Here is a 23,073-nt window from a genome sequence, read left to right as displayed (position 1 = left end):
CGGTGCCGCCCGCTTTGTGGACGACGTCCCTCTCCCGTCCTCATTCCGGGTTGCGCCACGCTCGCCGACGGCCTGTCCGTGAAGGAGCACGCCCATGTCGATGATCCGTGACCTGCGCGCCGCCGTTCGGCCCAGCCTGCGTCCGAGCCTGCGCAAGACCCCGACCACGTACACGAACTACGACCCGACCCGCGACCACTCGGCCTCCAGCGCCATCGTCGACTGCGCGGTCTACCGCGACGGCCGGCGCATCGACGACCGCGCCTGCCTCACCCCGCGCGGCGCGATGTCGCAGGTGCGGGAGTCCGGCGGCTTCGCGTGGATCGGCCTGCACGAGCCGACCGAGGCCGAATTCGCCGGTATCGCCGCCGAGTTCGGGCTCCACCCGCTCGCCGTCGAGGACGCCGTCCACGCCCACCAGCGGCCCAAGCTGGAGCGGTACGACGACACCCTCTTCACCGTCTTCAAGACGATCCACTACGTGGAGCACGCCGAACTCACCGCCACCAGCGAGGTAGTGGAGACCGGCGAGGTGATGTGCTTCACCGGCCCCGACTTCGTCATCACCGTCCGGCACGGCGGCCAGGGCTCGCTGCGCAACCTCCGCCACCGCCTCCAGGGCGAGCCCGAGCTCCTCGCCAAGGGCCCCTCGGCCGTGCTGCACGCCCTCGCCGACCACGTCGTCGACGGCTACATCGCGGTCGCCGACGCCGTCGAACTCGACATCGACCAGCTGGAGATCGACGTCTTCTCGCCGGCCGCGAAGGGCTCCACGCGCGGCACCGACACCGGCCGGATCTACCAGCTCAAGCGCGAGGTCCTGGAGTTCAAGCGGGCCGTCACCCCGCTGCTGCGCCCGATGCAGCTGCTCTCCGAGCGGCCGATGCGCCTGGTCGACCCGGACATCCAGAAGTACTTCCGGGACGTCGCCGACCACCTCGCCCGCGTCCAGGAGCAGGTCGTCGGCTTCGACGAGCTGCTGAACTCGATCCTCCAGGCCAACCTGGCGCAGGCGACCGTCGCGCAGAACGAGGACATGCGCAAGATCACCTCGTGGGCGGCGATCGTCGCCGTCCCCACGGCGGTCTGCGGGGTCTACGGCATGAACTTCGACCACATGCCGGAGCTGCACTGGAAGTACGGCTACCCGATGGTCCTCGGCGGCATCGCCGTCATCTGCTTCGCGATCCACCGCACCCTGAAGCGCAACGGCTGGCTCTGACCGGCCTGCCGATAGGCTGCGGGCCATGACTGAAGAGCTGTTCCTCGTCGAGGAGGCCACCAAGAAGTCCGGCCTCGTCTGGGTCCGGGGCACCGGGCCCGCCCGGGCGCTCTGGCACGTCTGGCACGACGGCGCCGCCCACGTGGTCGGCGACGGCCCCGGCGAGCAGCCGCTGCCCGGCCTCGCCGACGGGGCCACCGCCGAGGTCACCGTCCGCAGCAAGGACAAGGGCGGCCGCATCGTCTCCTGGACGGCCGCCGTGCACCAGCTGACCCCCGGCACCGAGGAGTGGGCCGCGGCCGTCGCCGAACTGAAGGGGAAGCGGCTCAACGCCCCCGACGGCGAGGCCATGCCCGAGCGCTGGGCGCGCGAGTGCCGCGTCCTGCGCCTCGACCCGCGCGGCGCCACCACCGCGTTCCCCGACGGCTCGCTCGCCGCCGTCCCCCTGCCGTCCCCGGCGACCACCCGCCGACCGGTCCCGGCCGCCCTGCCGAAGCTGCTCTTCCGCCGGAAGAAGCGGCGCTAGGGCAGGCCCGCCGGGGCCGTCCCGAAGGGGTTGTCGATCGCGTAGCGCCACCGCCCGTCCGCGCCCCGTCGGGCGATGTCGGTGGCGGTGCCCTCGACGCGCACCGGGCGGCCGTCGGGGCCGGTGCCCTCGATGATCCAGTCCACCACGAGCAGTGCCAGGTCGCCGGTGGCGTACACCGTGCGCGGGCGGACCGCGATGGGGAGGCCCAGCGCCTGGAGGCGCGCGTTGGCGGCGTGCAGCGCGGACCCGGCGAGCGGGGCGCCGCCCGGGCCCGCGGCCAGCACCGCGCCCTCCTCGTAGACCTCGGCGAGGGCCGCCGGGTCGCCGCTGCCGAAACGGGCCGCGAAGACGGCGGGCACGTCCTCGGGCCGGGTCGCGAGCGCGGGCAGGGCTCCGGACCGGCGCTCGGACGGGGCGCTGGGCACGGCTTCGGGCGGGGTCGCGGACATGGCCGACGGAGGTCCTTCCGTACGGGGAGAATCGGACCCCCGACACGCTAGGAGACGGCCTCGTGACTCACCGAACGGTTGGCCACCCGCCGGGGCTCCCGGACCACGACCCCCGCGCCCGCGTCGCCGCACCCGACCCGGAGTGCCCTGTGGAGATCGCGCTCGCGGCCCTGCGCGGCCGCTGGACCACCCTGGTCGTCCGCGAACTCCTCGGCGGCGAGCGCGGCTACAGCGAGCTGCGGGAGGCGCTGCCGAGGCTCTCCGACAAGGTGCTGTCCGAACGGCTCGCGCAGCTCGCCGAGGCCGGTGTGGTGACGCGGCACCGGCACCCGGGCTGGCCGCCGACCGTGCGGTACGCGCTCACGCCGCGCGGCCGGGAGCTCGGGCCGGTGCTCCAGGCGCTGTGGGACTGGGGCGCCGCGGCCGGCTGAGCCCGGTTCAGGTCCGGGGCAGCTGGCGGCCGTAGTCGAGGGTCTCCTCGCGGTCCGGCTCGGCCAGCGGGAAGTCCTTGTCCCACTCGGAGAGGACGACCAGGCCCGCGCCGCCGCCGCGGGCGAACTGGAGCGGGTAAGGCGAGCCCTCCAGGGCCACGTCGAGCGTGCCGCCCTGGCCTTCCGCGCCGCCCTTCACCTTCACCGTGCGGACGCCGCCGATCTGGTCCCGGTCGCCCTTGACGACCTCGCCGTGCAGCCCGATCAGGCCGCGCAGCAGCTGGTCCATCTCCGTGAAGCCGCGCAGCTGCCTGTACGAGGGGTCGTCGCTCGGCACCTTCACGTACTTGTCGTCGAGCTTGTCGGCGGCCTCCGTGTCGGCCTCGCTGGGCTTGCCGTCGCCCTCCTCCTCGTGCGACCAGAAGCCGGCGTCGGCCTTGAGGTAGAGCGCGTCGCCGACCCTCAGCAGTTCGAAGGTGCTGTTCTTCGTGGTCACCGAGCCGGTGGCGCCGTTCTGCTTCAGCCGCATGTTCAGCTTGAAGGTGCCGCCCTTGCTGACCAGGGTGCCCGCGAGCCGTACCGCCTTCGCGGCGTCCGCCGCCGTGCGGGCCTCCCGCTCGATCTCCGGCGCCGACAGCTTCCCGACCCCGTTCGTCCCCTCGTCGGGGTCGGGCCCGGCGCAGGCCGTCAGACCCACCGTCAGCCCCGCGCACAGCACCAGCGGCACGGCCGCCCGGCGGAACCGGCCCACGGGGGCCGTGCGGGCGCGTGCCGACGGCACGGACGGGATACGCGATGACGGGGTGCGGACGGCCACCTGCGCTGCCTCTCGTTCTGCGGTGCGGGGGGAACGGGGCCCCGGCCACGCGCACTCACGGCGGGAGGGGCCGCCGGGGTCGGCCGGACGGGCCGGACGGTGCCGGTGGGGGGCGGCAGACCGCAGCGTACCCGGGCGGGCCCGGCGCCCCCGCAGGCAGCCGGACGGCGGCGCTGCCGGAGCGGGGTGGAACACCACGGGCTAGCCTGAACCCTGCGGAGTCCGCCCAGGACACCGCAAAGGCCGCGAAGCCCCCCGCGGGGGCGGCGCGGCGACCCTGATCGTGCGGCACCGAGGAGGCGCGAGGCATGGCGGCAGGCGCCCCCCGGATCTTCGTCTCCCACCTCGCCGGCGTCGCCGTCTTCGACCCCGTCGGCGACCAGGTCGGCCGGGTCAGCGACCTGGTCGCGATGCTCCGCGTCGGCCGCCGCCCGCCCCGACTGCTCGGCATGGTCGTCGAGGTGCTGAGCCGGCGCCGGGTCTTCGTCCCGATGACCCGCATCACCGGCGTCGAGTCGGGCCAGGTCATCACCACCGGCGTGGTCAACATGCGGCGCTTCGAGCAGCGGCCCACCGAGCGGCTCGTCCTCGGCGAACTCCTCGACCGGCGGGTGACGCTCGTCGAGACCGGCGAGGAGGTCACCGTCCTCGACATCGCCATCCAGCAGCTCCCGGCCCGCCGCGACTGGGAGATCGACCGGGTCTTCGTCCGCCGCGGCAAGGGCGGGGCGCTGCGCCGCAAGGGCGAGACCCTGACGGTGGAGTGGTCGGCGGTGACCGGCTTCTCCCTGGAGGAGCACGGGCAGGGCGCCGAGAGCCTGGTCGCCACCTTCGAGAAGCTCCGCCCGGCCGACCTCGCCAACGCCCTGCACCACCTCTCCCCCAAGCGGCGCGCCGAGGTCGCCGTCGCCCTCGACGACGACCGGCTCGCCGACGTCCTGGAGGAGCTGCCCGAGGACGACCAGGTGGAGATCCTCGGCAAGCTGAAGGAGGAGCGGGCCGCCGACGTCCTGGAGGCGATGGACCCCGACGACGCCGCCGACCTCCTCAACGAGCTGCCCGAGGAGGAGAAGGAGCGGCTGCTCACCCTGATGCAGCCGGACGACGCGGCCGACGTGCGCCGGCTGATGTCGTACGAGGAGCGGACGGCGGGCGGCCTGATGACGACCGAGCCGATCGTGCTGCGCCCGGACGCCACGGTGGCCGACGCGCTCGCCCGCGTACGGCAGCAGGACCTGTCGCCGGCGCTCGCGGCGCAGGTGTACGTGTGCCGGCCGCCGGACGAGACGCCGACGGGGAAGTACCTGGGCACGGTCCACTTCCAGCGGCTGCTGCGCGATCCGCCGTTCACGCTGGTCAGCTCGCTGGTCGACAGCGATCTGCCGCCGCTCGGCCCGGACACCGCGCTTCCGGCCGTGACCAGCTACTTCGCCGCGTACAACCTGGTGGCGGCGCCGGTCGTGGACGAGAGCGGTTCGCTGCTCGGCGCGGTCACCGTCGACGACGTGCTCGACCACCTGCTGCCGGACGACTGGCGGGAGACGGAGTTCCACGAGGAGGGGGTGCGGGGTGGCTGAGCGGTCGCAGGAACGGGAGAGGGAGCGGGAGCGGGAGCGGGACCAGCCGCGGATCCCCCGCATCCGGCTCGACCAGCCGCGCGAGCGCCGGGCCAGGCTGCTGCCGGAGTACGACCCGGAGGCGTTCGGGCGGCTCTCGGAGCGGATCGCACGGTTCCTGGGGACGGGCCGGTTCCTGGTCTGGATGACGCTGACGGTCGTCGTCTGGATCGGGTGGAACGTCTTCGCCCCGGCGTCGCTGAAGTTCGACGAGTACCCCTTCATCTTCCTGACGCTGGCGCTCTCCCTCCAGGCCTCGTACGCGGCTCCGCTGATCCTGCTCGCGCAGAACCGGCAGGACGACCGGGACCGGGTCAACCTGGAGCAGGACCGCAAGCAGAACGAGCGGTCGATCGCCGACACGGAGTACCTGACGCGGGAGATCGCGGCGCTCCGGATGGGCCTGGGCGAGGTCGCCACCCGCGACTGGATCCGCTCCGAACTCCAGGACCTGGTGAGGGAGCTGGAGGAGCGCGGACGGGATCGTGATCTATTCCCGCCGGACGGCGAGCGCCGGAGTGACGTACCCGACCGTTGACAGCCCTTTCATAGCGAGGTGGTCGTCCCCGTACCATCGGACCTATGGCTACGGAAGACGCGGTGCTCGAAGCACTGGCGACGGTGAACGACCCCGAGATCAATCGTCCGATCACGGAACTCGGCATGGTCAAGTCGGTGGAGATCGGACCGGACGGCAAGGTCGCGGTGACGGTCTACCTGACGGTCTCCGGCTGCCCGATGCGCGACACCATCACGCAACGCGTCACCGAGGCCGTCGCCCGTGTCGAGGGCGTCACCGGTGTCGACGTGACGCTCGACGTGATGAGCGACGCGCAGCGCAAGGAGCTGGCGGCGGCGCTGCGCGGCACCACCGCCGAGCGCGAGGTGCCCTTCGCCAAGCCGGGCTCGCTGACCCGGGTGTACGCGGTGGCGTCCGGCAAGGGCGGCGTCGGCAAGTCCTCGGTGACCGTGAACCTGGCGGCGGCGATGGCCGCGGACGGCCTGAAGGTCGGTGTCGTCGACGCCGACATCTACGGCCACAGCGTGCCCCGCATGCTGGGCGCGGACGGCCGTCCGACCCAGGTCGAGAACATGATCATGCCGCCGTCGGCGAACGGCGTGAAGGTCATCTCCATCGGCATGTTCACCCCTGGCAACGCGCCCGTGGTGTGGCGCGGCCCGATGCTGCACCGCGCGCTCCAGCAGTTCCTCGCGGACGTGTACTGGGGCGACCTGGACGTCCTGCTCCTCGACCTGCCCCCGGGCACCGGCGACATCGCGATCTCCGTCGCGCAGCTGGTGCCGAACGCGGAGATCCTGGTCGTGACGACCCCCCAGCAGGCGGCGGCCGAGGTCGCCGAGCGGGCCGGCTCGATCGCCGTGCAGACCCACCAGAAGATCGTCGGCGTCGTCGAGAACATGTCGGGCCTGCCGTGCCCGCACTGCGACGAGATGGTCGACGTCTTCGGCACCGGCGGCGGCCAGATGGTCGCGGACGGCCTGACGAAGACCACGGGCGCCACCGTCCCGGTCCTCGGCCAGATCCCCATCGACGTGCGCCTGCGCGAGGGCGGCGACAACGGCAAGCCGGTCGTCCTCTCCGACCCCGACTCCCCGGCGGGCTCCGCCCTCCGCGCCATCGCCGGCAAGCTCGGCGGCCGCCAGCGCGGCCTCTCCGGGCTGAGCCTCGGCATCACGCCGCGCAACAAGTTCTGAGCCACGACGAAGGGCGCCCCGCTGCGGGGCGCCCTTCGTCGTACCCGGAACCTCAGGCGTACAGCCCCAGGTCCTTGATCTGTGCGAAGCCGAGCCCGTACGCGCTCATGCCCCGCCCGTACGCCCCGATGTGCACGTCCCCGGCGGAGCCGGCGAGCACCCAGCCGAACTCGGACTCGCGGTAGTGGAAGGGCACCGGCACCCCGTCGACCGGCAGCGACAGCGCGGTCCAGGCGGGCCCGTCGAGGTCGTCCGCCAGCTCGAAGGCCGTCTCGGTCTGCTGGTCGAGCCAGTGGTCCCGCAGCCCGTGGTCGAGCGAGGCGGGCCAGGTGTGGGCGAGCAGCCCGGAGCCGGCCAGCCAGGCGGCGGAGGAGACGGTGGTGGCGTCGAGGACGCCCGTGCCGTCGCCGGTGCGCCGCACCGGGTTCGCGGCGACCGTCACGACGACGGCGAACCGCTCCTTGTCCGTGCCGGCGACCTCGGACTTTATCGACGGCTCGTCACCGTGGCCCACCGAGCCGTGCTGGGCCGTGCCGTCCGCGGCCGTGCCGATCTGCATCAGCCTGCGGGGCCCGGTGAACGCCTCGTCGAGCCCGTACCAGGCGAAGGGCGCGCGCAGAAACCCCTCGGCTTCCACCCGACTCGTCGTCTTCATTCCGGCCGCCTCCTCGTTGCGTCAACTCAAGGAGGATAGCGACCGGCCGGTGACACCCCGTGTCAGGTCGCGTCGGAGTCGTACGGCGGGCGCTCGGGCGCGGCCGGCTTGTCCTGCTTCTTCATCAGGTCGGGCGCGGAGCCGTTGACGGCCGCGGGCGCCGCGGCGGGGGCGGCGGCCGGCGAGGGGGTGGGGGCCGGGGCGGTCTCGCGGCCGTTCACCGCGTCGGCGACGTCGTTCATCTCCTTGCGGAGGTCGAAGGTCGAGCGGAGCTCCTTGAGCTCGCTGAGGTCCTCGTTGCCGTCGAGCTGCTTGCGGATGAAGGTCTTCGGGTTGAGGTCCTCGAACTCGAAGTCCTTGAACTCCGGCCCCAGCTCGCTGCGGATGTCCTCCTTGGCGCTGTCGGAGAACTCCCGGACCTTGCGGATGAAGCGCGAGACGTCCTGGATGACCTTCGGCAGCTTGTCCGGCCCGAAAACGAGCACGGCGAGGACGATGAGCGTCACCAGCTCGAGTGCGCCTATGTCGCTGAACACCTAATAGCTCCTTCACGCCGGACCAGGACGGCCCGGACCACGGTACCCGCCCGGGCTGCCGGACGGGTACCTTGCGATGTCCGCCACATGTACTCGGGCAGGTCCTCAGGTGCCCTGGGCGGAGCCGAGCGTGATCGTCCTGGTCATTTCGCGGCCGTCGCGCGTCAGCGTGAGGGCGAGCGCGTCGCCGGGGCGGTGGGCGCGGATCTTCACGATCAGCTCCTCGCCGTTGTGCACCCGCTGGCCGTCGACCTTGGTGATGACGTCGCCGGGGCGCAGGCCGGCCTTGGCGGCGGGGCCGTCGGGGGTGACGGCCGGCGCGCCGTCCTTGCCCTTGTCGCCGACGCGGGCTCCGTCGCCGTTGAACTGCATGTCGAGGCTGACGCCGATGACCGGGTGGGTGGCCTTGCCGGTGTTGATGAGCTCCTCGGCGACCCGCTTGCCCTGGTTGACCGGTATGGCGAAGCCGAGGCCGATGGAGCCGGCCTGGCCGCCGCTGCCGCCGTCCCCGTCGCCGGAGCCGCCGGCGGCGCGGATGGCGCTGTTGATGCCGATGACGCGGCCCTTGCCGTCGAGGAGGGGGCCGCCGGAGTTGCCGGGGTTGATGGGCGCGTCGGTCTGGAGGGCGTCGACGTAGGAGATGTCGCTGCCGTCGCCCTTCTCGCCGCCGGCGGTGATGGGGCGCTCCTTGGCGCTGATGATGCCGGAGGTGACCGTGTTGGAGAGGTCGAAGGGGGCGCCGATGGCGACGACGGGGTCGCCGACGCGGACGTCGTCGGAGTTGCCGAGCGGGAGCGGCTTGAGGCCGGAGACGCCGGTGACCCGGACGACGGCGAGGTCGTAGCCGGTGTCCTTGCCGATGAGCTTGGCGGAGGCGGTCTCGCCGCTGGAGAAGGTGACGGTGATGTCGCCGGAGGTGGCGGCGGCGTCGACGACGTGGTTGTTGGTGAGGATGTGGCCGCGGTTGTCGAGGACGAAGCCGGTGCCGGTGCCGGCCGAGCCGCCGCCGCTGACGTGCAGGGTGACGACGCCGGGCAGGGCGGCGGCGGCGATGCCGGCGACGCTGTCGGGCGCGCGGTCGGTGGTCCCGGCCCCGGACTGCGGGAGTTCGACCGTGCCGATGCCGCCGTTGCGCTCGACGTAGGCGCCGACGCCGCCGCCGATGACGCCGGTGACCAGGGCGAAGGCGAGGGCCCCGACGAGGGCGAGACCGCGCCGGGACTTCTTCCGCGCGGGCGGGGGCACGGGCGCGTGGCCGGCGCCCCAGGGGTCGTACTGGCCCCAGGCCTGCGGCGGCACGGGTGCCTGCGGCGGGACGGCGGCCTGCGGGGCGGGCAGGGGCGCGGTGGGCAGGAGTGCGGCGGGCCGCTGCACCGGCGGCGCGGGCGCCCACGGCCCCGGCTCGCCGTAGGGCGGCGTCCGGTACTCGTCGGGCTCGTGCAGGGGCTGCGGGGCGGGCGCCTCGTCGCGTACGGGCTCCGCCGGGGCGGCGTCGGCCGTCACGGGCTCCGCCGGGGCGGGCGCCGCCTCGGGGGCCTCGGGGGCCTCAGGGGGCCGGGACGCGGCGTGAGCCGCCTCCGCGGGCGCCGGTTCCTTCGTCATGTCGACCTTCGGGGCGGCGGGCGCCTCCGCGGCCGGCTCCGCCACCGGCGCGGGCGTGGCGGGCTCGGCCGGGTCCGGGGCCTGGAGGGGGAAGTCTTCCGCCTCCGCCGGGGGCGGCGTGGGTATCCGCGCCGCCTCCGGGGGCGTCGAAGGCCGGCTCCACCAGTTCGGCTTCCCGTCGTTCATGCTCTCCCCGCAACCGCTGACCCGTGAGCGCCCGGTGGTTCGGGCGCTCTGACCGAGGATTCAACCAGGTCGGAGGTCAGCGGTGGGAGCCCGGCGGGACGCCGGACGGGCTGGGGGCCGGGCCGGTCGCCGGGCCGAGGGCCAGCTGCAGCGCGGGGGCCGTCGGGCGTATGAACGGCGAGAGGGCGAGGAGCGACTGCGCCTGCACCGCCGTCCGGAGCCGTACCGCCGTCACCGGACCGGCCCGGTCCACGTCCGCCGGGACCGCGCCCGAGGGGACGGTGCCACCGGGGACCAGCGGGGCGCCGGCCACGGACTGGGCGCCGCCCGGGGAGCGCTCGGAGCGGTCCGACCGCCCGGGGACGGAGCCGGAGCCCGTGCCGGGTCCCGCGGAGGCGCCCGCGCGCAGCGGGGTGACCGCGGTGCCGGTGCCCTGCCCGCCGCGCGCGGTGGCGGTGAGGGAGCTCTCGACCGGGATCGTGCCGCCGAGGGCGATGGCCGCGAAGGAGACCGCGCCGGCGGCGGCGACGGCGAAGCGCCGGCCGCGTCCGGGCGGGGCGGTGACGGTGTGGACCCGGAAGCCGGTGCCGGTGTCGGGCGCGGCCGGGGGCGCGGTGGCGAAGCCGTCGCTCTTCACGCCGCCGGCTTCGAGGAGCTGCTCCAGCGGGGAGCGCCCGGGATCGCCGGGGCCGCCGGGAAGTCCCTGGAGGCGGGCGAGGAAGCCTTCGGAGGGCTGTGGGGCGCCGCTGGACGCGAAGACGCTCTTCAGGGCGCGCTGCGCGTCGGCCTCGGCCTTGCAGCGGGCGCAGGTGGCGAGGTGGGCGAGGACCCGCTCGCGGGTGTCGTGGCCGAGCTCGCCGTCGACGAGCGCGGCGAGCCGGTCCCCGAGGTGGTGCTCGGCGGGACTCGGGGACGGGGGACGGGTGCCGCTCACGCTGTCCCGGCCTCCCATCCGACGGTGGCCAGGGCGCGCTCCGCCCGGGCCTCGGGCGAGCGGTGCTTGAGCGCCTTGCGCAGGTGGGAGCGGCCCCGGTGGATGCGGCTGCGGACGGTGCCGAGCTTCACGCCGAGGGTCGCGGCGATCTCCTCGTACGAGAGCCCCTCGATGTCGCAGAGGACGACGGCGGCGCGGAACTCGGGCGCCAGGGTGTCGAGGGCCTGCTGGACGTCGGCGTCGAAGTGGGTGTCGTTGAACACCTGCTGGGGGGAGGGCTCACGGCTGGGGAGCCGCTCGGCGGCGTCGTCGGCGAGCGCGTCGAAGCGGATGCGCTGCTTGCGGCGGACCATGTCGAGGAACAGATTGGTGGTGATGCGGTGGAGCCAGCCCTCGAAGGTGCCCGGGGTGTAGGTCGACAGCGAGCGGAAGACGCGGACGAAGACCTCCTGGGTGAGGTCCTCGGCGTCGTGCTGGTTGCCGGTCAGACGGTAGGCGAGGCGGTAGACGCGACCGCTGTGCGTGCTGACGATCTCCTCCCAGGTGGGCGGAGTCCACGCCTGCGATTCCGCATCCGATGCGAAGGTCGCGGTGGTGGGTGCGGTGTCGGTGGTGTGGAGCTGGTCAGCGGTGTCGGTCACGGATTTCGGCTCACCCGCCGACCTGAGGAGGCGACGCAGCGCCCCTCTCCGATCCACAGGCGCAGCCGCACCTCCCCTATCGGCTCTGGTGGTGTCCAGTGGAGCCCCTACCATAGCCACCTCGCCCGTTAGCTCCGGATAAGAATCTTTACGAGCTTTTGAACCGGCGTCGTCGGCCGCCTCACGCGCTCGTCCTTCCCCTGGTGAACGCCCGGTCCCATCTGCGGGTTCCCGCTGACAGCGGATACAGTCACCGTTGCGCCAACTAAGGGGACAGGAGAGGGCCATTACCGCCAACCGGCAGACGAACTGGGCGTTCGCCGACGCCTTTGTCGCCGAGGACGAAGCGCTGCGCTGGGCCCGCGAGCGGGCCCGTGAGGCAGGGCTGCCCTCGGTGTCGCCGGGCACGGGCGCGGCGCTGCGTCTGCTGGCCGCGTCGGCGGACGCCAAGGCGGTGGCCGAGATCGGTACGGGCACGGGCGTGTCGGGCATCTACCTGCTGCTCGGGATGCGTCCCGACGGCACCCTCACCACGGTGGACGTGCAGCCGGAGCACCAGCAGTTCGCGAAGTCGGCGTTCCGGGCGGCGGGCTTCGCCGGCAACCGCGCGCGGTTCATCCCCGGCCGGGCCCTCGACGTGCTGCCGCGGCTCGCGGACGGCGGGTACGACCTCGTCTTCTGCGACGGCGACCGCGGGGAGTACCCGGACTATCTCGCTGAATCGTTGCGCCTGCTCCGACCTGGGGGTCTGGTCTGCTTCGAGGGCGTCTTCGCGGACGGCCGCACGGTCGACTCCGGTGCCCAGCCGGCCGAGGTGCAGCGGGTCCGCGAGCTGCTGCGCACGGTCCGGGAGAGCTCCCAGCTGCTTCCGACCCTGCTGCCGGTGGGCGACGGCCTGCTGTGCGCGGTCCGGCGCGGCTGAGCGCCTCCCCCGGCTCCCCCCCTCACCAGGCTCCGCCCCTCCCTCGGCTCCGCCCCTCACCCGGCTTCCCCCTCCGGACACACCACCGCCCCGGTGCGGCGGGGCCGTACCGGGGCGGTGGGACAGGAAATAAGGGGAGGGTCAGCCGACGACCTTCTTCAGGGCATCACCGAGCGCCTCGGCCTCGTCCGGGGTCAGCTCGACCACGAGCCGACCGCCGCCTTCGAGCGGAACGCGCATGACGATGCCCCGCCCCTCCTTGGTCACCTCGAGCGGGCCGTCACCCGTCCGCGGCTTCATGGCCGCCATGCTCGTTCCCCTTCCTGAAACCAGCTCATCTTCAGCCGGGCAGCTCCGTACCGCGGAGCACGCGTCACCGGCTTCGAACACATTGCTTCCAGGTCATTATCCCGCATCGCAGGACCCGATGACCAACATCGATCGGCATCGCTTGCGCAACGCGCTCACGCAAAACCCCACATTTCGGCGTCGGGCCTGCGATACTTCGCCGCCGCGGGTCGCTCCGCGGGCCCCGATTCTTTGACGCAGCTCACATGGGCGGTACGGGTGATCTCCGTCATGCTGGGCTGATCAGCCCATCCACGAGACGAAGGGGTCCCGATGGCCGACACGGTCCTGTACGAAGTGAGCGACGGGCTCGCCACCATCACGCTCAACCGGCCCGAGGCCATGAACGCGCTGAACATCGCCGCCAAGGTGGCGCTGCGCGACGCGGCCGAGGCGGCCTCCGCCGACCCGGCGGTCCGCGCCGTGCTGCTGACCTCCGCGGGCGACCGGGCGTTCTGCGTCGGCCAGGACCTGAAGGAGCACGTCGGTCTGCTGCTCCAGGACCAGGAGTCGGGCACCACCGCCACGATGACCACGGTCCGGGACCACTACAACCCGATCGTCCGCGCGCTCACCGGCATGAAGAAGCCCGTGATCGCCGCGGTCAACGGCGTCGCCGCCGGAGCCGGCTTCGGCTTCGCGCTCGCCGCCGACTACCGGATCGTCGCCGACACCGCCTCCTTCAACACCTCTTTCGCGGGCGTCGCGCTCACCGCCGACTCCGGCATGTCCTGGACGCTCCCCCGCCTCATCGGCCAGAGCCGCGCCTCCGACCTGCTGCTCTTCCCCCGCACGCTCACCGCGCAGGAGGCGTACGACCTGGGCATCGTGAACCGCCTGGTCCCCGCCGCCGACCTGCCGGCCGAGGCCCTGAAGCTGGCCCGCAAGCTCGCCGAGGGCCCGACCGTGGCGTACGCGGCGCTCAAGGCCTCCGTCGCCTACGGCGCCGACCACTCCCTCGACGAGGCGCTCGACAAGGAGGACGAGCTCCAGACCCTCGCGGGCGCCTCCGAGGACCACACCATCGCCGTCCGCGCCTTCCTCGCGAAGGAGAAGCCGAAGTACCTCGGCCGCTGACGGTGTCGGACCGGGGCGGGCTACTTCCCGCCCCGGGACGCGCAGTCCGCGAGGTGGTCGTCGACGAGGCCGCAGGCCTGCATGAGGGCGTAGGCCGTCGTCGGGCCGACGAAGCGGACGCCCTTCTTCTTGAGGGCCTTCGACAGGGCCGTCGACTCGTCGGTGATCGCCGGGACGTCCGCGAGGGTGCGCGGGGCCGGGCGGGTCGCCGGATCGGGGGCGTACGACCAGATCAGGGCGTCCAGGTCGCCCGGCGACCAGTCGGCGAGCAGCTTCGCGTTGGCGAGGGTCGCGTCGATCTTGGCGCGGTTGCGGATGATGCCCTCGTCGGCGAGGAGCCGCTCGCGGTCGGCGTCGCCGAAGGCGGCGACCGAGGCGATGCGGAAGTTCCCGAAGGCGCGCCGGAAGCCCTCGCGGCGGCGCAGGATCGTGATCCAGGACAGGCCCGACTGGAAGGCCTCCAGGCAGAGCCGCTCGAAGAGGGCGTCGTCGCCGTGGACCGGGCGGCCCCACTCGTCGTCGTGGTAGGCCGTGTAGTCCTCCGCGGAGAGCCCCCAGGGGCAGCGCGGGAGCCCGTCCGGGCCGGGGATCGCGCCTGCGGTCATCGCTCCTCGCCCTCCGTCGCCTCGCCGCCCGCCGGCGCGCCCGCGAGGGCCGCCTCCAGTTCCGCGATGCGGGCGTCGCGCTCGGCGAGCTCGGCCGCGAGCCGGTCCAGGACGTCGTCGACGTCCTCCATCCGGTAGCCGCGGGCGGCGACCGGCAGCCGGAGCGCCTCGACGTCCGCGCGGTCGACCGGGCGGCTCAGCGGCAGCGGGTCCACCAGCTGCTCCGGGGCCACCTCGGGCAGCACCTCGCTGTCGCCGCCGCCGACGACGGCGAGGGTCACCGCCGCGACGACCACGACCATCGTGATGAGCAGAAACCAGAACACCAGCGCGCCTCTCCCCGGAGTGGAAAACGTCCCGTGCCGATCGTGCCACGTGCCACCGGCGGTTAGGGTCACAGACGAGCAGGTGAGCGGTGGCAAGGGAGGACATAAGGGATGCTGCGCTTGGGACGGCGCGAGTTCGGGCCGCACGAGCCGGTGATCATGGCGATCGTGAACCGGACCCCGGACTCCTTCTACGACCAGGGCGCGACCTTCCGCGACGAGCCGGCGCTGGCGCGGGTCGAGCAGGCGGTCGCAGAAGGCGCCGCGATCATCGACATCGGCGGGGTCAAGGCGGGCCCCGGCGAGGAGGTCACGGCCGAGGAGGAGGCCCGCCGCACGGTCGGCTTCGTCGCGGAGGTCCGCCGCCGCCACCCCGACGTGGTGATCAGCGTGGACACCTGGCGGGCGGACGTCGGCGAGGCGGTCTGCGAGGCCGGCGCGGACGTGCTGAACGACGCGTGGGGCGGCGTCGACCCCCGGCTCGCGGAGGTCGCCGCGAAGTACGGCGCCGGCCTCGTCTGCACCCACGCGGGCGGCGCCGAGCCACGGACCCGGCCGCACCGGGTGGAGTACGAGGACGTGATGGCCGACATCCTGCGGGTCACCGTGGGCCTGGCCGAGCGCGCGGCCTCGCTGGGCGTGCGGCGCGACGGGATCATGATCGACCCCGGCCACGACTTCGGGAAGAACACCCGGCACAGCCTGGAGGCGACCCGCCGGCTCGGCGAGATGACGGAGACGGGCTGGCCGGTCCTCGTCTCCCTGTCCAACAAGGACTTCGTCGGCGAGACCCTCGACCGGCCGGTCAAGGAGCGGGTCCTCGGGACCCTGGCGACGACCGCCGTCTCCGCCTGGCTGGGTGCCCGGGTGTACCGCGTCCACGAGGTCGCCGAGACGAAGCAGGTCCTGGACATGGTCGCGACGATCGCGGGCCACCGCGATCCGGCGGTGGCCCGGCGGGGCCTGGCCTGAGGCCCCGCCCCGCCGGACCCACGGGGTCGGCCCCTAGCGGCCGACCTCCTTGGTGACGAGCGCGACCGCCTCGTCCACGTCGTCCGTGACGTGGAAGAGGAGGAGGTCGCGCTCGCTCGCCTTGCCGCCGGCGACGACCGAGTCGCGCAGCCAGTCGACGAGGCCCTTCCAGTACTCCGTGCCGAAGAGCACGATCGGGAAGCGGGTCACCTTGCGGGTCTGCACCAGGGTGAGCGCCTCGAAGAGCTCGTCGAGGGTGCCGAGGCCGCCGGGCAGGACGACGAAGCCCTGCGCGTACTTCACGAACATCGTCTTGCGGACGAAGAAGTACCGGAAGTTCACGCCGATGTCGACGTGCGGGTTGAGCCCCTGCTCGAAGGGGAGCTCGATGCCGAGGCCGACCGAGACGCCCTGCGCTTCCCGGGCGCCCTTGTTGGCCGCCTCCATGGAGCCCGGGCCGCCGCCCGTGATCACCGCGAAGCCCGCCTCGACGAGCGCCCGGCCGATGCGCACGCCCGCCTCGTACTCGGGCGAGTCCGGCTTCGTGCGGGCCGAGCCGAAGACGCTGATCGCGCTCGGCAGTTCGGCGAGCGCGCCGAAGCCCTCGACGAACTCGGACTGGATGCGCATGACCCGCCAGGGGTCGGTGTGCACCCACTCCGAGTCGCCCTCGGTGTCGAGCAGCCGCTGGTCCGTGGTGCCCGGCTGGACCTGGTCCCTCCGCCTCAGCACCGGACCGAGCCGCTGCTCCTCCGGCTTCGCCATTCCCTCGGGAATGCCCATGGCCTGCTCCCTCCGCCGATCCACGATCTTCTCTGGCTCTTGGGTCAGGGTAGGACTCCTGAGGTGACGAAATGCGAAATTACGGGAGACGGGCGGTCAGCCAGTCGTGGAGCCGTGCCTCGCAGTGGTGGATCCGGGCGACATGCACGTGCTCGTCCCGCTTGTGCGCGTAGAACGGGTCCCCGGGGCCGTAGTTGACCGCGGGCACGCCGAGCGCGCTGAAGCGGGAGACGTCGGTCCAGCCGAACTTGGGCATCGCCGTGCCGCCGACCGCCTTCATGAAGGCCTCGGCCGCCGGGTGGGAGAGGCCGGGCAGCGCGCCGGGGCTCTCGTCGTCGACGACGAACTCGGCGATGTCGCAGTCCGCGAAGACCTCGCGGACGTGCGCGAGCGCCTCGGCCGGCGAGCGGTCGGGCGCGTACCGGTAGTTGACCGTGACCGAGCAGGCGTCGGGGATGACGTTGGTGGCGACGCCGCCCTGGATCGCGACCGCGTTGAGGCCCTCGTGGTACTCCAGGCCGTCGATGACCGGCTTGCGCGGCTCGTACGCGGCGAGGCGGGCGAGGATCGGCGCGGCGGTGTGGATGGCGTTGGAGCCCATCCAGGAGCGGGCGGAGTGGGCGCGCTCGCCGGCCGTGTGCAGGATGACGCGGAGCGTGCCCTGGCAGCCGCCCTCGACCTGTCCGTCGGAGGGCTCCAGGAGGACCGCGAAGTCGCCCTCCAGCCACTCGGGGTGGGCGGCGGCGATCTTCCCGAGGCCGTTGAGGTCGGCGGCGACCTCCTCGTTGTCGTAGAAGACGAAGGTGAGGTCGCGGTTGGGCTCGGGGACGGTCGCGGCGATCCGGAGCTGGACGGCGACACCGGACTTCATGTCGGAGGTGCCGCAGCCCCACAGGACGCCGTCCTCGTCGAGCCGGGACGGGACGTTGTCGGCGATCGGCACGGTGTCGATGTGGCCGGCGAGGACGACCCGCTCGGCGCGGCCGAGGTGCGTCCGGGCGACGACGTTGTTGCCGTAGCGGTCGACCGAGAGGTGGGGCAGGGCGCGCAGGGCCTGCTCGATGGCGTCGGCGAGCGGCTTCTCGGTCCCGCTGACGGACGCGAAGTCGACGAGGGCGGCGGTGAGCGCGGCCCCGTCCTGGGCGAGGTCGAGCGTGGTCTCCTGGGCAGTCTCCTGCGGGGTGATGTCAGCCATATGCCGACCCTAACCCGGCCTCCAGTACGGTGGGCCCCGTGTCCGACTCCCCCCGCCCCGCCCGTCGCGGCCGACTCGCCCGTTCGGCCGCCGCCCTCGCCGTCCTGTGCGGCCTCGCGGCGTACATCGCCGTCCACCAGGTGACCGGCAGCAAGGGCGCGCCCCGGTGCGCCGTGGGCAGCGGCGACAACCGGTACGAGTTCACCCCCGAGCAGGCGTCGAACGCGGCGACGATCGCCGCGGTGGGGACCTCGCGGGGCCTGCCGGAGCGTGCCGTGACCATCGCGCTGGCGACGGCGCTCCAGGAGTCGGCCCTGCGCAACATCGAGCACGGCGACCGGGACTCGCTCGGCCTCTTCCAGCAGCGGCCGTCCATGGGCTGGGGCACGCCGGAGCAGATCATGGACCCGGTGTACTCGGCCGGGAAGTTCTACGAGGGCCTGGAGAAGGTCCCCGGCTACTCGCGGATGCCGCTGACGGTGGCGGCGCAGAAGGTCCAGAAGAGCGGCTTCCCGCAGGCGTACGCCAAGCACGAGCCGGACGCGACGCTGCTGTCCGCGGCGCTGACGGGCCGGGCGCCGGCCTCCCTGTCGTGCACGGCGGACCTCAAGGAGGGCCGCCCCGGCGACCCCGTCCTCGTCCGTACGGAGCTGGTGCGGGCGTTCGGCGACACCGCGGCGCCCAGCTCCGTCTCCGGCGGAACCGGCGCGGGGCGCTCCGCGACGGAGCCGGCCGTCCTGGTCGTCCCCGTCGGGGACGGCTCCGACCGGCGCGGCTGGGAACTGGCCCAGTGGGCGGTCGCGCGCGCGGCGACGCTGCGGGTCGCGGAGGTGTCGTACGGCGGGAAGGTGTGGCGCGCGGACGACTCGGGGGGCGGTTGGTCGAACGCCGCCCCCGCCGCCGACGCCGCCCCCAAAGCTCCCACGGTCCGCCTCCGCCTCACCCGCTGACCCCTCGCGCCCTCCCTCCCGCCGAGCCGCGCCCTCACCGCACCCCCACGGGCACGCCGCACCCCCGTGGGGGCAGGCGCGTCCCGCCGGGGGTGGACGTGCGTGCGAGAGGTCGCTCGGGGTGGGGATCCGGGGGCGGTGGGGGGCCGGCGGGGGCGTGGGGGGTGGTGGGGTGCGCGGGGGGCTTGGGGCGCAAGGGGAGTGACGGTTCAGCACAGCGCAGCGCCCGGCGGCGTTCGTCCGCTTTCCTCCCCACCCGACAATACGACGCATTGCCCAGCCTTTACCTTCGACGCCCGCAACCTCCCCCGCCCCCGCCTCGGTTGTGCAGCCCGCAAAGGCAACGTCCCCACCGTCGAAGGAGCACCATGTCCCTCCCCCTGACCCGCCGGATCGCCCGCGCCGCCCTGATCGTCGCGGCCGGCGCAGCCCCCGTGGTCGGTGCGGCCGGATCCGCGAGCGCCCTGGACCACAGCCTCGCGCCGACCGGCGGCCTGACCGCCCTCGACGCGGCGAACGCGGGCTCGGCCGTCGACGGTGCCGCGCAGACCGCGACCGGCGTCGCCGGGGCGACCGGCGGCGAGGCCGTCGGCACGGCCGTCCCGGCGGCCGGCAAGGCCGTGGGCGCGGCCGGCAAGACCGCCACCCCGGCCGCGCAGAAGATCGCGGGCGAGACCGCGGGCAGCGCCGGCCAGGCGCTCGGCGAGACCGCCGGCGCCGCCGCCGGCAGCACCCCGGCCGGCGGCGCGCTGGGCGGCGCCCCGGCCGGCCAGATGCTCGGCGGCCTCCCGATCGGCTGACGGCCCCACCGCACGCGGAAGGGCCCGGGCGCACCACGCGCCCGGGCCCTTCCGCGTGTCCGTCAGCCGAGGCGCTTGACCGCCGCCGCCACCCGCTCGTCCGTCGCCGTGAACGCGACCCGCACGTGCCGCGCCCCCGCCTCGCCGTAGAAGTCGCCCGGGGCCACCAGGACGCCCTTCTCCGCGAGGTACGCCACCGTGTCCCAGCAGGGCTCGTCGCGGGTCGCCCACAGGTACAGGCTCGCCTCGGAGTGCTCGATGCGGAAGCCGTGGGCCTCCAGGGCCGCCTTCAGGGACTCGCGCCGGGCCGCGTACCGCGCCCGCTGCTCCACGACGTGCGCGTCGTCGCCGAGCGCGGCCACCGTCGCCGCCTGGACGGGCGCCGCCGTCATCATGCCGCCGTGCTTGCGGATCTGCAGCAGTTCGCCGAGGACCGCCGCGTCACCGGCGATGAACGCCGCCCGGTACCCCGCCAGGTTGGACCGCTTGGAGAGCGAGTGGACGGCGACGATCCCCTCGTACGAGCCGCCGCAGACGTCCGGGTGCAGGACCGACACCGGGTCGGCCTCCCAGCCCAGTTCGAGGTAGCACTCGTCGGAGAAGACGAGGACGCCGTGCTCGCGCGCCCAGGCCACGATCCGGACCAGCTCCTCCTTCGGGAGCACCTCGCCGGTCGGGTTCGACGGGGAGTTGAGCCAGAGCAGCTTCAGACCGGCCGGGTCGAGCTCGGTCGGGTCGTCGTAGACGACGGGCTCCGCGCCGCAGAGCCGCGCGCCGACCTCGTACGTCGGGTACGCGAGCCGCGGGTAGGCCACCTTGTCTCCGGCGCCGAGCCCCAGCTGCGTCGGCAGCCAGGCGACGAGCTCCTTGGAGCCGACCACCGGCAGCACGTTCCCGTGGGCGAAGCCGACCGCGCCGAGGCGCCGCTCGCACCAGCCGGTGAGCGCGTCCCGCAGCTCCGGAGTGCCCCAGACCGTCGGATAGCCGGGCGAGTCCGCGGCGGCCACCAGGGCCTCCTGGATCAGCGCGGGGACCGGGTCGACCGGCGTGCCGACCGACAGGTCCACGATCCCGTCCGGGTGGGCCAGGGCCGTCTTCTTGTACGGCTCCAGCTTGTCCCAGGGGAAGACGGGCAGGCGCGAAGAGACTGCGCTCACGGGTTGGCTCACTTCCTCAGTACGTACGCGTACGCGTCGGATACGCGTCGGTCCCGTACGGCGGCGGAGCCGTACGGGACCGAGAGCGGGTGCAACGAAAGATCAGCCGTTCTGCGGCGGCAGGGCGGCGATGAAGGGGTGGTCGCGCTCGATCTCGCCGAGCTTGGAGGCGCCACCGGGCGAACCCAGGTCGTCGAAGAACTCGACGTTCGCCTTGTAGTAGTCCTTCCACTCCTCCGGGGTGTCGTCCTCGTAGAAGATCGCCTCGACCGGGCAGACCGGCTCACAGGCTCCACAGTCGACGCACTCGTCCGGGTGGATGTAGAGAGATCGCTTGCCCTCGTAGATGCAGTCGACGGGGCACTCCTCGATGCAAGCCTTGTCCTTGACGTCGACACAAGGCTGCGCGATGACGTAGGTCACGCTGTCGTTCCTCCTCGGTAGGGCTGGTCTGCGCGGGAGCGCGGTGTCGTCGATGCCCGCACCTAGTATCTCCGTTCTTGGGGGCGATCCGAACAGGAGGGGCGGAGAAGCTGTGGAAAACATCGGCGGAGGACGGTTCGAGGTCCGTCTCACCAGGGCTGACGTGGGAAAACGTGTCTCCGTTCGGTACGTGACGGACTCCGCCGCACCGGGTGAGCGATTCACCGACGCGGTCGGCGTGCTCACATCCTGGGACGCCGGTGTGCTCACGATCACACGAAAGAGCGGCGAGACCGTCCGCATCCCGGAACTCCGCCTGGCCGCGGGCAAGGTGGTCCCCGCGGCACCCGCCCGCCGGCGCGGTCCCGCCGCCACCTTCCCCGAGCTGTCCCGGGTCACCGCGCGCGCCTGGCAGCCGGTCGAGAGCGCACCGCTCGGCGCGTGGACGCTGCGGGCCGCGATGCAGGAGGGGCCGGGCGAAGCCCGTCCCGGAGGGGCGGCGGTCGGGCCACGGGTGGGCTTCACCCGCCGCGCCAACTCGGCGCTGGCGGAAGGCGATCCCGGCCGGCCCGTCGCCGAGGCCCTGGAGGCCGTACGGGAGTGGTACGCGGACCGGCGGCTGCCCGCGTACGTCCAGGCCGCCACCGGGGCCGAGTCGACCCAGGAGCTGCTCTGCGCCGACCTGGAGCGGCTCGGCTGGCGGCGCGAGGTCACCGCCGAGGTGCGGATCGCCGCGCTCGCGCCGCTCGCCGACCGCGCGCCGGGGCCGGCCGAGGTGCGGCTCTCCCGGACACTCGACGAGCCGTGGCTGCGCCGCTACCAGCGGTTCACGGAGGCGGGACCGACGGTCCGGCACGTGCTCTCCTCCGGCCCCAGTGTGTGGTTCGCGTCCGTCGCGGGCACGGGAGAGGTGCCGGCCGCCATCGGCCGCTGTGTCGTGGACGGCCGCTGGGCGGGGTTCATGGCGATCGAGGTCGACCCGGCGCACCGCCGCCGGGGCCTGGCCGCCGCGGTGATGACCGCGCTCGCCCGGCAGGCGCTCGACGAGGGCGCCTCGGCGGCCTGGCTCCAGGTCGAGGCCGACAACGACGGCGCGCGGGCGCTGTACGAGGGGATGGACTTCGCGGTGCACCACCACTACCACCACTACCGGCAGGCGGAGGCGTGAGCGCGGCGTGAGCGCGGAGGACCATCCCCTGAGACGACCCTCGGACCCGCCGCCCGACCGGCGGCGGGAGTTCGCGGAGGAGGCCCGGGCCGAGCGGCCCGACCTCGCCCGCCTCTGCCTGCTGATCTGCGCGGTGGCCGACCCCGCCCTCACCGAGCACGACCTCGTCGAGGCGGACGTCGAACTCGACCGGCTCGCCGGACTCGTCCCGTACGCCACCCGGCACACCGGCGCCTGGAAGCAGGAACTGGCGGCGCTCCTCGGCGTCCGCGAAGGCTTCGAGGGCGTCCCCGCCGACTACCAGCGCCTGGAGTCCTCGCTCCTCCACGAGGTGCTCCGGCGCCGCCGCGGCCTGCCCATCCTGCTGTCCGTGGTGTGGATGGAGGTCGCCCGGCGGGCCGGCGCCCCCGTGTACGGCCTCGGCCTCCCCGGCCACTTCGTCGTCGGCTTCGGCGACCCCGCCGCCCTCGACCTCGCCGACCCCTTCGCGGGCGGCCGCGCGATGACCGGCGAGGACGCCGAGCTGCTCGTGGCGAGCGCGACCGGCGAGGCCCTCGACCGCTCGATGCTCCGCCCGGCCGAACCCGGCGCCATCGTGCTCCGCATCCTCGCCAACATCCGCGCCTGGGCGACCCCCCGCCCCGAGCACTCCGACGTCGCCCTGTGGGCGGTCGACCTCGCTCTGCTGCTCCCCTCCCACCCGGCCCGCCTCCGCTACGAACGCGCCGAACTCCTCGTCCAGCGCGGCGACTTCCTCACCGGGGCGACGGAGATGGAGGCGTACGCGGAGATCATGGACGCGGTGGACCCGGAGTCGGCCGCCGCGATCCGCCACCGCGCCCAGGCGGCCCGGGCCCGCCTCAACTAGGGCCTGTCTGACCATTCGACCCGGACCCGGCGGGAATGGTCGGACAGGCCCTAGTAGTGCTTCGTTACGTTGGGTGATCTTGCCTGGTGGTGGGCATCGTCCGGTCATGAAGTTGGGGGAGGTGGAACGGCTCCGGGGTGAGATA

The 23,073-nt window shown here is 73.6% G+C and carries 27 protein-coding genes; 13 read left to right on the top strand and 14 right to left on the bottom strand.

Annotation, left to right across the window (positions count from 1 at the left end; translation table 11 throughout):
- Positions 1-94 precede the first annotated feature (94 nt).
- Positions 95-1,222 carry a magnesium and cobalt transport protein CorA gene (locus tag AB0E19_RS16230; protein WP_031014203.1) on the top strand — a complete coding sequence of 376 codons (1,128 nt, stop codon included), beginning with the start codon at positions 95-97 and terminating at the stop codon, positions 1,220-1,222.
- A gap of 25 nt (positions 1,223-1,247) precedes the next feature.
- Positions 1,248-1,748: a hypothetical protein gene (locus tag AB0E19_RS16225; RefSeq protein ID WP_362179548.1), complete on the top strand. Its 501-nt coding sequence runs from the start codon at positions 1,248-1,250 to the stop codon at positions 1,746-1,748.
- Here AB0E19_RS16225 and AB0E19_RS16220 read toward each other — a convergent pair.
- On the bottom strand, positions 1,745-2,200 hold the full coding sequence (locus AB0E19_RS16220; RefSeq protein WP_362179545.1) for a DUF4440 domain-containing protein: 456 nt from the start codon (positions 2,198-2,200) through the stop codon (positions 1,745-1,747). The genes AB0E19_RS16225 and AB0E19_RS16220 overlap by 4 nt on opposite strands.
- Positions 2,201-2,262: 62 nt before the next feature.
- On the opposite strand from AB0E19_RS16220, the gene AB0E19_RS16215 reads away from it, so the two are divergent.
- Positions 2,263-2,631, top strand: a complete 369-nt coding sequence (locus AB0E19_RS16215) for a helix-turn-helix domain-containing protein (protein WP_362179541.1) — start codon at positions 2,263-2,265, stop codon at positions 2,629-2,631.
- 7 nt (positions 2,632-2,638) lie between these two features.
- On the opposite strand, the gene AB0E19_RS16210 is transcribed toward AB0E19_RS16215, so the two are convergent.
- Positions 2,639-3,412, bottom strand: a complete 774-nt coding sequence (locus tag AB0E19_RS16210; protein ID WP_362179538.1) for a hypothetical protein — start codon at positions 3,410-3,412, stop codon at positions 2,639-2,641.
- A 344-nt stretch (positions 3,413-3,756) separates the two neighbouring features.
- On the opposite strand from AB0E19_RS16210, the gene AB0E19_RS16205 reads away from it, so the two are divergent.
- From AB0E19_RS16205 to AB0E19_RS16195, 3 genes are read left to right on the top strand one after another with little or no spacing between them, the layout of a single operon-like run.
- Complete coding sequence (locus AB0E19_RS16205) at positions 3,757-5,025, top strand: CBS domain-containing protein (RefSeq protein ID WP_362179535.1); 1,269 nt, start codon at positions 3,757-3,759, stop codon at positions 5,023-5,025.
- Positions 5,026-5,077: 52 nt separating this feature from the next.
- Positions 5,078-5,602, top strand: coding sequence for a DUF1003 domain-containing protein (locus tag AB0E19_RS16200; protein WP_362180122.1), 525 nt, complete (start codon positions 5,078-5,080; stop codon positions 5,600-5,602).
- Positions 5,603-5,646: 44 nt separating this feature from the next.
- The gene (locus tag AB0E19_RS16195; RefSeq protein ID WP_362179532.1) at positions 5,647-6,780 is read left to right on the top strand and encodes an Mrp/NBP35 family ATP-binding protein; all 1,134 of its coding nucleotides are present in this window, start codon (positions 5,647-5,649) and stop codon (positions 6,778-6,780) included.
- Between the two features lie 52 nt (positions 6,781-6,832).
- On the opposite strand, the gene AB0E19_RS16190 is transcribed toward AB0E19_RS16195, so the two are convergent.
- The 5 genes from AB0E19_RS16190 to sigE form a co-directional block, all read right to left on the bottom strand.
- On the bottom strand, positions 6,833-7,435 hold the full coding sequence (locus AB0E19_RS16190; RefSeq protein ID WP_362179529.1) for a hypothetical protein: 603 nt from the start codon (positions 7,433-7,435) through the stop codon (positions 6,833-6,835).
- A 62-nt stretch (positions 7,436-7,497) separates the two neighbouring features.
- Positions 7,498-7,971 carry a sec-independent translocase gene (locus tag AB0E19_RS16185; RefSeq protein WP_362179526.1) on the bottom strand — a complete coding sequence of 158 codons (474 nt, stop codon included), beginning with the start codon at positions 7,969-7,971 and terminating at the stop codon, positions 7,498-7,500.
- A 105-nt stretch (positions 7,972-8,076) separates the two neighbouring features.
- Complete coding sequence (locus AB0E19_RS16180) at positions 8,077-9,759, bottom strand: trypsin-like peptidase domain-containing protein (protein ID WP_362179523.1); 1,683 nt, start codon at positions 9,757-9,759, stop codon at positions 8,077-8,079.
- A gap of 76 nt (positions 9,760-9,835) precedes the next feature.
- Positions 9,836-10,693, bottom strand: coding sequence for a zf-HC2 domain-containing protein (locus AB0E19_RS16175; protein ID WP_362179520.1), 858 nt, complete (start codon positions 10,691-10,693; stop codon positions 9,836-9,838).
- Positions 10,690-11,448 (bottom strand): RNA polymerase sigma factor SigE, encoded by a 759-nt coding sequence (gene sigE, locus AB0E19_RS16170; protein ID WP_360605963.1) that lies wholly within the window; start codon positions 11,446-11,448, stop codon positions 10,690-10,692. The genes AB0E19_RS16175 and sigE overlap by 4 nt, the downstream gene beginning before the upstream one ends.
- Positions 11,449-11,590: 142 nt before the next feature.
- On the opposite strand from sigE, the gene AB0E19_RS16165 reads away from it, so the two are divergent.
- The gene (locus AB0E19_RS16165; protein ID WP_362179516.1) at positions 11,591-12,256 is read left to right on the top strand and encodes an O-methyltransferase; all 666 of its coding nucleotides are present in this window, start codon (positions 11,591-11,593) and stop codon (positions 12,254-12,256) included.
- A gap of 141 nt (positions 12,257-12,397) precedes the next feature.
- Here the strand turns inward: AB0E19_RS16165 and AB0E19_RS16160 are convergent, their stop codons facing one another.
- Entirely contained in the window at positions 12,398-12,565 is a 168-nt protein-coding gene (locus AB0E19_RS16160; RefSeq protein WP_009997451.1) for a DUF3117 domain-containing protein, read from the bottom strand.
- Between the two features lie 312 nt (positions 12,566-12,877).
- Here AB0E19_RS16160 and AB0E19_RS16155 point away from each other — a divergent pair, with 312 nt between their 5' ends.
- Positions 12,878-13,681 (top strand): enoyl-CoA hydratase-related protein, encoded by an 804-nt coding sequence (locus AB0E19_RS16155; RefSeq protein ID WP_362179511.1) that lies wholly within the window; start codon positions 12,878-12,880, stop codon positions 13,679-13,681.
- 20 nt (positions 13,682-13,701) lie between these two features.
- On the opposite strand, the gene AB0E19_RS16150 is transcribed toward AB0E19_RS16155, so the two are convergent.
- Both AB0E19_RS16150 and AB0E19_RS16145 read right to left on the bottom strand, forming a co-directional pair.
- Positions 13,702-14,286 carry a DNA-3-methyladenine glycosylase I gene (locus AB0E19_RS16150; protein ID WP_362179508.1) on the bottom strand — a complete coding sequence of 195 codons (585 nt, stop codon included), beginning with the start codon at positions 14,284-14,286 and terminating at the stop codon, positions 13,702-13,704.
- Positions 14,283-14,612 carry a DivIVA domain-containing protein gene (locus AB0E19_RS16145; protein ID WP_362179505.1) on the bottom strand — a complete coding sequence of 110 codons (330 nt, stop codon included), beginning with the start codon at positions 14,610-14,612 and terminating at the stop codon, positions 14,283-14,285. The genes AB0E19_RS16150 and AB0E19_RS16145 overlap by 4 nt, the downstream gene beginning before the upstream one ends.
- Before the next feature lie 111 nt (positions 14,613-14,723).
- On the opposite strand from AB0E19_RS16145, the gene folP reads away from it, so the two are divergent.
- Positions 14,724-15,584: a dihydropteroate synthase gene (folP, locus tag AB0E19_RS16140; RefSeq protein WP_362179502.1), complete on the top strand. Its 861-nt coding sequence runs from the start codon at positions 14,724-14,726 to the stop codon at positions 15,582-15,584.
- A gap of 33 nt (positions 15,585-15,617) precedes the next feature.
- Here the strand turns inward: folP and AB0E19_RS16135 are convergent, their stop codons facing one another.
- Complete coding sequence (locus tag AB0E19_RS16135; RefSeq protein ID WP_362179499.1) at positions 15,618-16,367, bottom strand: TIGR00730 family Rossman fold protein; 750 nt, start codon at positions 16,365-16,367, stop codon at positions 15,618-15,620.
- A 79-nt stretch (positions 16,368-16,446) separates the two neighbouring features.
- Positions 16,447-17,562: a succinyl-diaminopimelate desuccinylase gene (dapE, locus tag AB0E19_RS16130; RefSeq protein ID WP_362179496.1), complete on the bottom strand. Its 1,116-nt coding sequence runs from the start codon at positions 17,560-17,562 to the stop codon at positions 16,447-16,449.
- Between the two features lie 29 nt (positions 17,563-17,591).
- Here dapE and AB0E19_RS16125 point away from each other — a divergent pair, with 29 nt between their 5' ends.
- On the top strand, positions 17,592-18,512 hold the full coding sequence (locus AB0E19_RS16125) for a hypothetical protein (RefSeq protein WP_362179493.1): 921 nt from the start codon (positions 17,592-17,594) through the stop codon (positions 18,510-18,512).
- A gap of 368 nt (positions 18,513-18,880) precedes the next feature.
- On the top strand, positions 18,881-19,312 hold the full coding sequence (locus tag AB0E19_RS16120) for an ATP-binding protein (protein ID WP_362179490.1): 432 nt from the start codon (positions 18,881-18,883) through the stop codon (positions 19,310-19,312).
- Positions 19,313-19,374: 62 nt separating this feature from the next.
- On the opposite strand, the gene AB0E19_RS16115 is transcribed toward AB0E19_RS16120, so the two are convergent.
- Both AB0E19_RS16115 and fdxA read right to left on the bottom strand, forming a co-directional pair.
- Entirely contained in the window at positions 19,375-20,469 is a 1,095-nt protein-coding gene (locus AB0E19_RS16115) for a bifunctional succinyldiaminopimelate transaminase/glutamate-prephenate aminotransferase (protein WP_362179487.1), read from the bottom strand.
- A 102-nt stretch (positions 20,470-20,571) separates the two neighbouring features.
- Positions 20,572-20,892: a ferredoxin gene (gene fdxA / locus AB0E19_RS16110; protein ID WP_030207635.1), complete on the bottom strand. Its 321-nt coding sequence runs from the start codon at positions 20,890-20,892 to the stop codon at positions 20,572-20,574.
- 112 nt (positions 20,893-21,004) lie between these two features.
- Between fdxA and AB0E19_RS16105 the strand changes: the two genes are divergently transcribed.
- Entirely contained in the window at positions 21,005-22,060 is a 1,056-nt protein-coding gene (locus AB0E19_RS16105; RefSeq protein WP_362179483.1) for a GNAT family N-acetyltransferase, read from the top strand.
- Positions 22,061-22,067: 7 nt separating this feature from the next.
- Positions 22,068-22,928, top strand: a complete 861-nt coding sequence (locus AB0E19_RS16100; protein ID WP_362179480.1) for a transglutaminase-like domain-containing protein — start codon at positions 22,068-22,070, stop codon at positions 22,926-22,928.
- The last annotated feature ends 145 nt before the right edge of the window (positions 22,929-23,073 follow it).

The organism is Streptomyces sp. NPDC047974 (genome assembly GCF_040653375.1).
Lineage (GTDB): Bacteria > Actinomycetota > Actinomycetes > Streptomycetales > Streptomycetaceae > Streptomyces.
This window is presented reverse-complemented; position numbering and strand designations above follow the sequence as displayed.

Bases quoted from the DNA above. Each gene is read 5' to 3' on its own strand.
- AB0E19_RS16230 (WP_031014203.1), top strand. From the start codon at position 95: ATGTCGATGATCCGTGACCTGCGCGCCGCCGTTCGGCCCAGCCTGCGT.
- AB0E19_RS16225 (WP_362179548.1), top strand. From the start codon at position 1,248: ATGACTGAAGAGCTGTTCCTCGTCGAGGAGGCCACCAAGAAGTCCGGC.
- AB0E19_RS16220 (WP_362179545.1), bottom strand. From the start codon at position 2,200: ATGTCCGCGACCCCGCCCGAAGCCGTGCCCAGCGCCCCGTCCGAGCGC.
- AB0E19_RS16205 (WP_362179535.1), top strand. From the start codon at position 3,757: ATGGCGGCAGGCGCCCCCCGGATCTTCGTCTCCCACCTCGCCGGCGTC.
- AB0E19_RS16195 (WP_362179532.1), top strand. From the start codon at position 5,647: ATGGCTACGGAAGACGCGGTGCTCGAAGCACTGGCGACGGTGAACGAC.
- AB0E19_RS16190 (WP_362179529.1), bottom strand. From the start codon at position 7,435: ATGAAGACGACGAGTCGGGTGGAAGCCGAGGGGTTTCTGCGCGCGCCC.
- AB0E19_RS16180 (WP_362179523.1), bottom strand. From the start codon at position 9,759: ATGAACGACGGGAAGCCGAACTGGTGGAGCCGGCCTTCGACGCCCCCG.
- sigE (WP_360605963.1), bottom strand. From the start codon at position 11,448: ATGGTAGGGGCTCCACTGGACACCACCAGAGCCGATAGGGGAGGTGCG.
- AB0E19_RS16160 (WP_009997451.1), bottom strand. From the start codon at position 12,565: ATGGCGGCCATGAAGCCGCGGACGGGTGACGGCCCGCTCGAGGTGACC.
- AB0E19_RS16155 (WP_362179511.1), top strand. From the start codon at position 12,878: ATGGCCGACACGGTCCTGTACGAAGTGAGCGACGGGCTCGCCACCATC.
- AB0E19_RS16150 (WP_362179508.1), bottom strand. From the start codon at position 14,286: ATGACCGCAGGCGCGATCCCCGGCCCGGACGGGCTCCCGCGCTGCCCC.
- folP (WP_362179502.1), top strand. From the start codon at position 14,724: ATGCTGCGCTTGGGACGGCGCGAGTTCGGGCCGCACGAGCCGGTGATC.
- AB0E19_RS16135 (WP_362179499.1), bottom strand. From the start codon at position 16,367: ATGGGCATTCCCGAGGGAATGGCGAAGCCGGAGGAGCAGCGGCTCGGT.
- dapE (WP_362179496.1), bottom strand. From the start codon at position 17,562: ATGGCTGACATCACCCCGCAGGAGACTGCCCAGGAGACCACGCTCGAC.
- AB0E19_RS16120 (WP_362179490.1), top strand. From the start codon at position 18,881: ATGTCCCTCCCCCTGACCCGCCGGATCGCCCGCGCCGCCCTGATCGTC.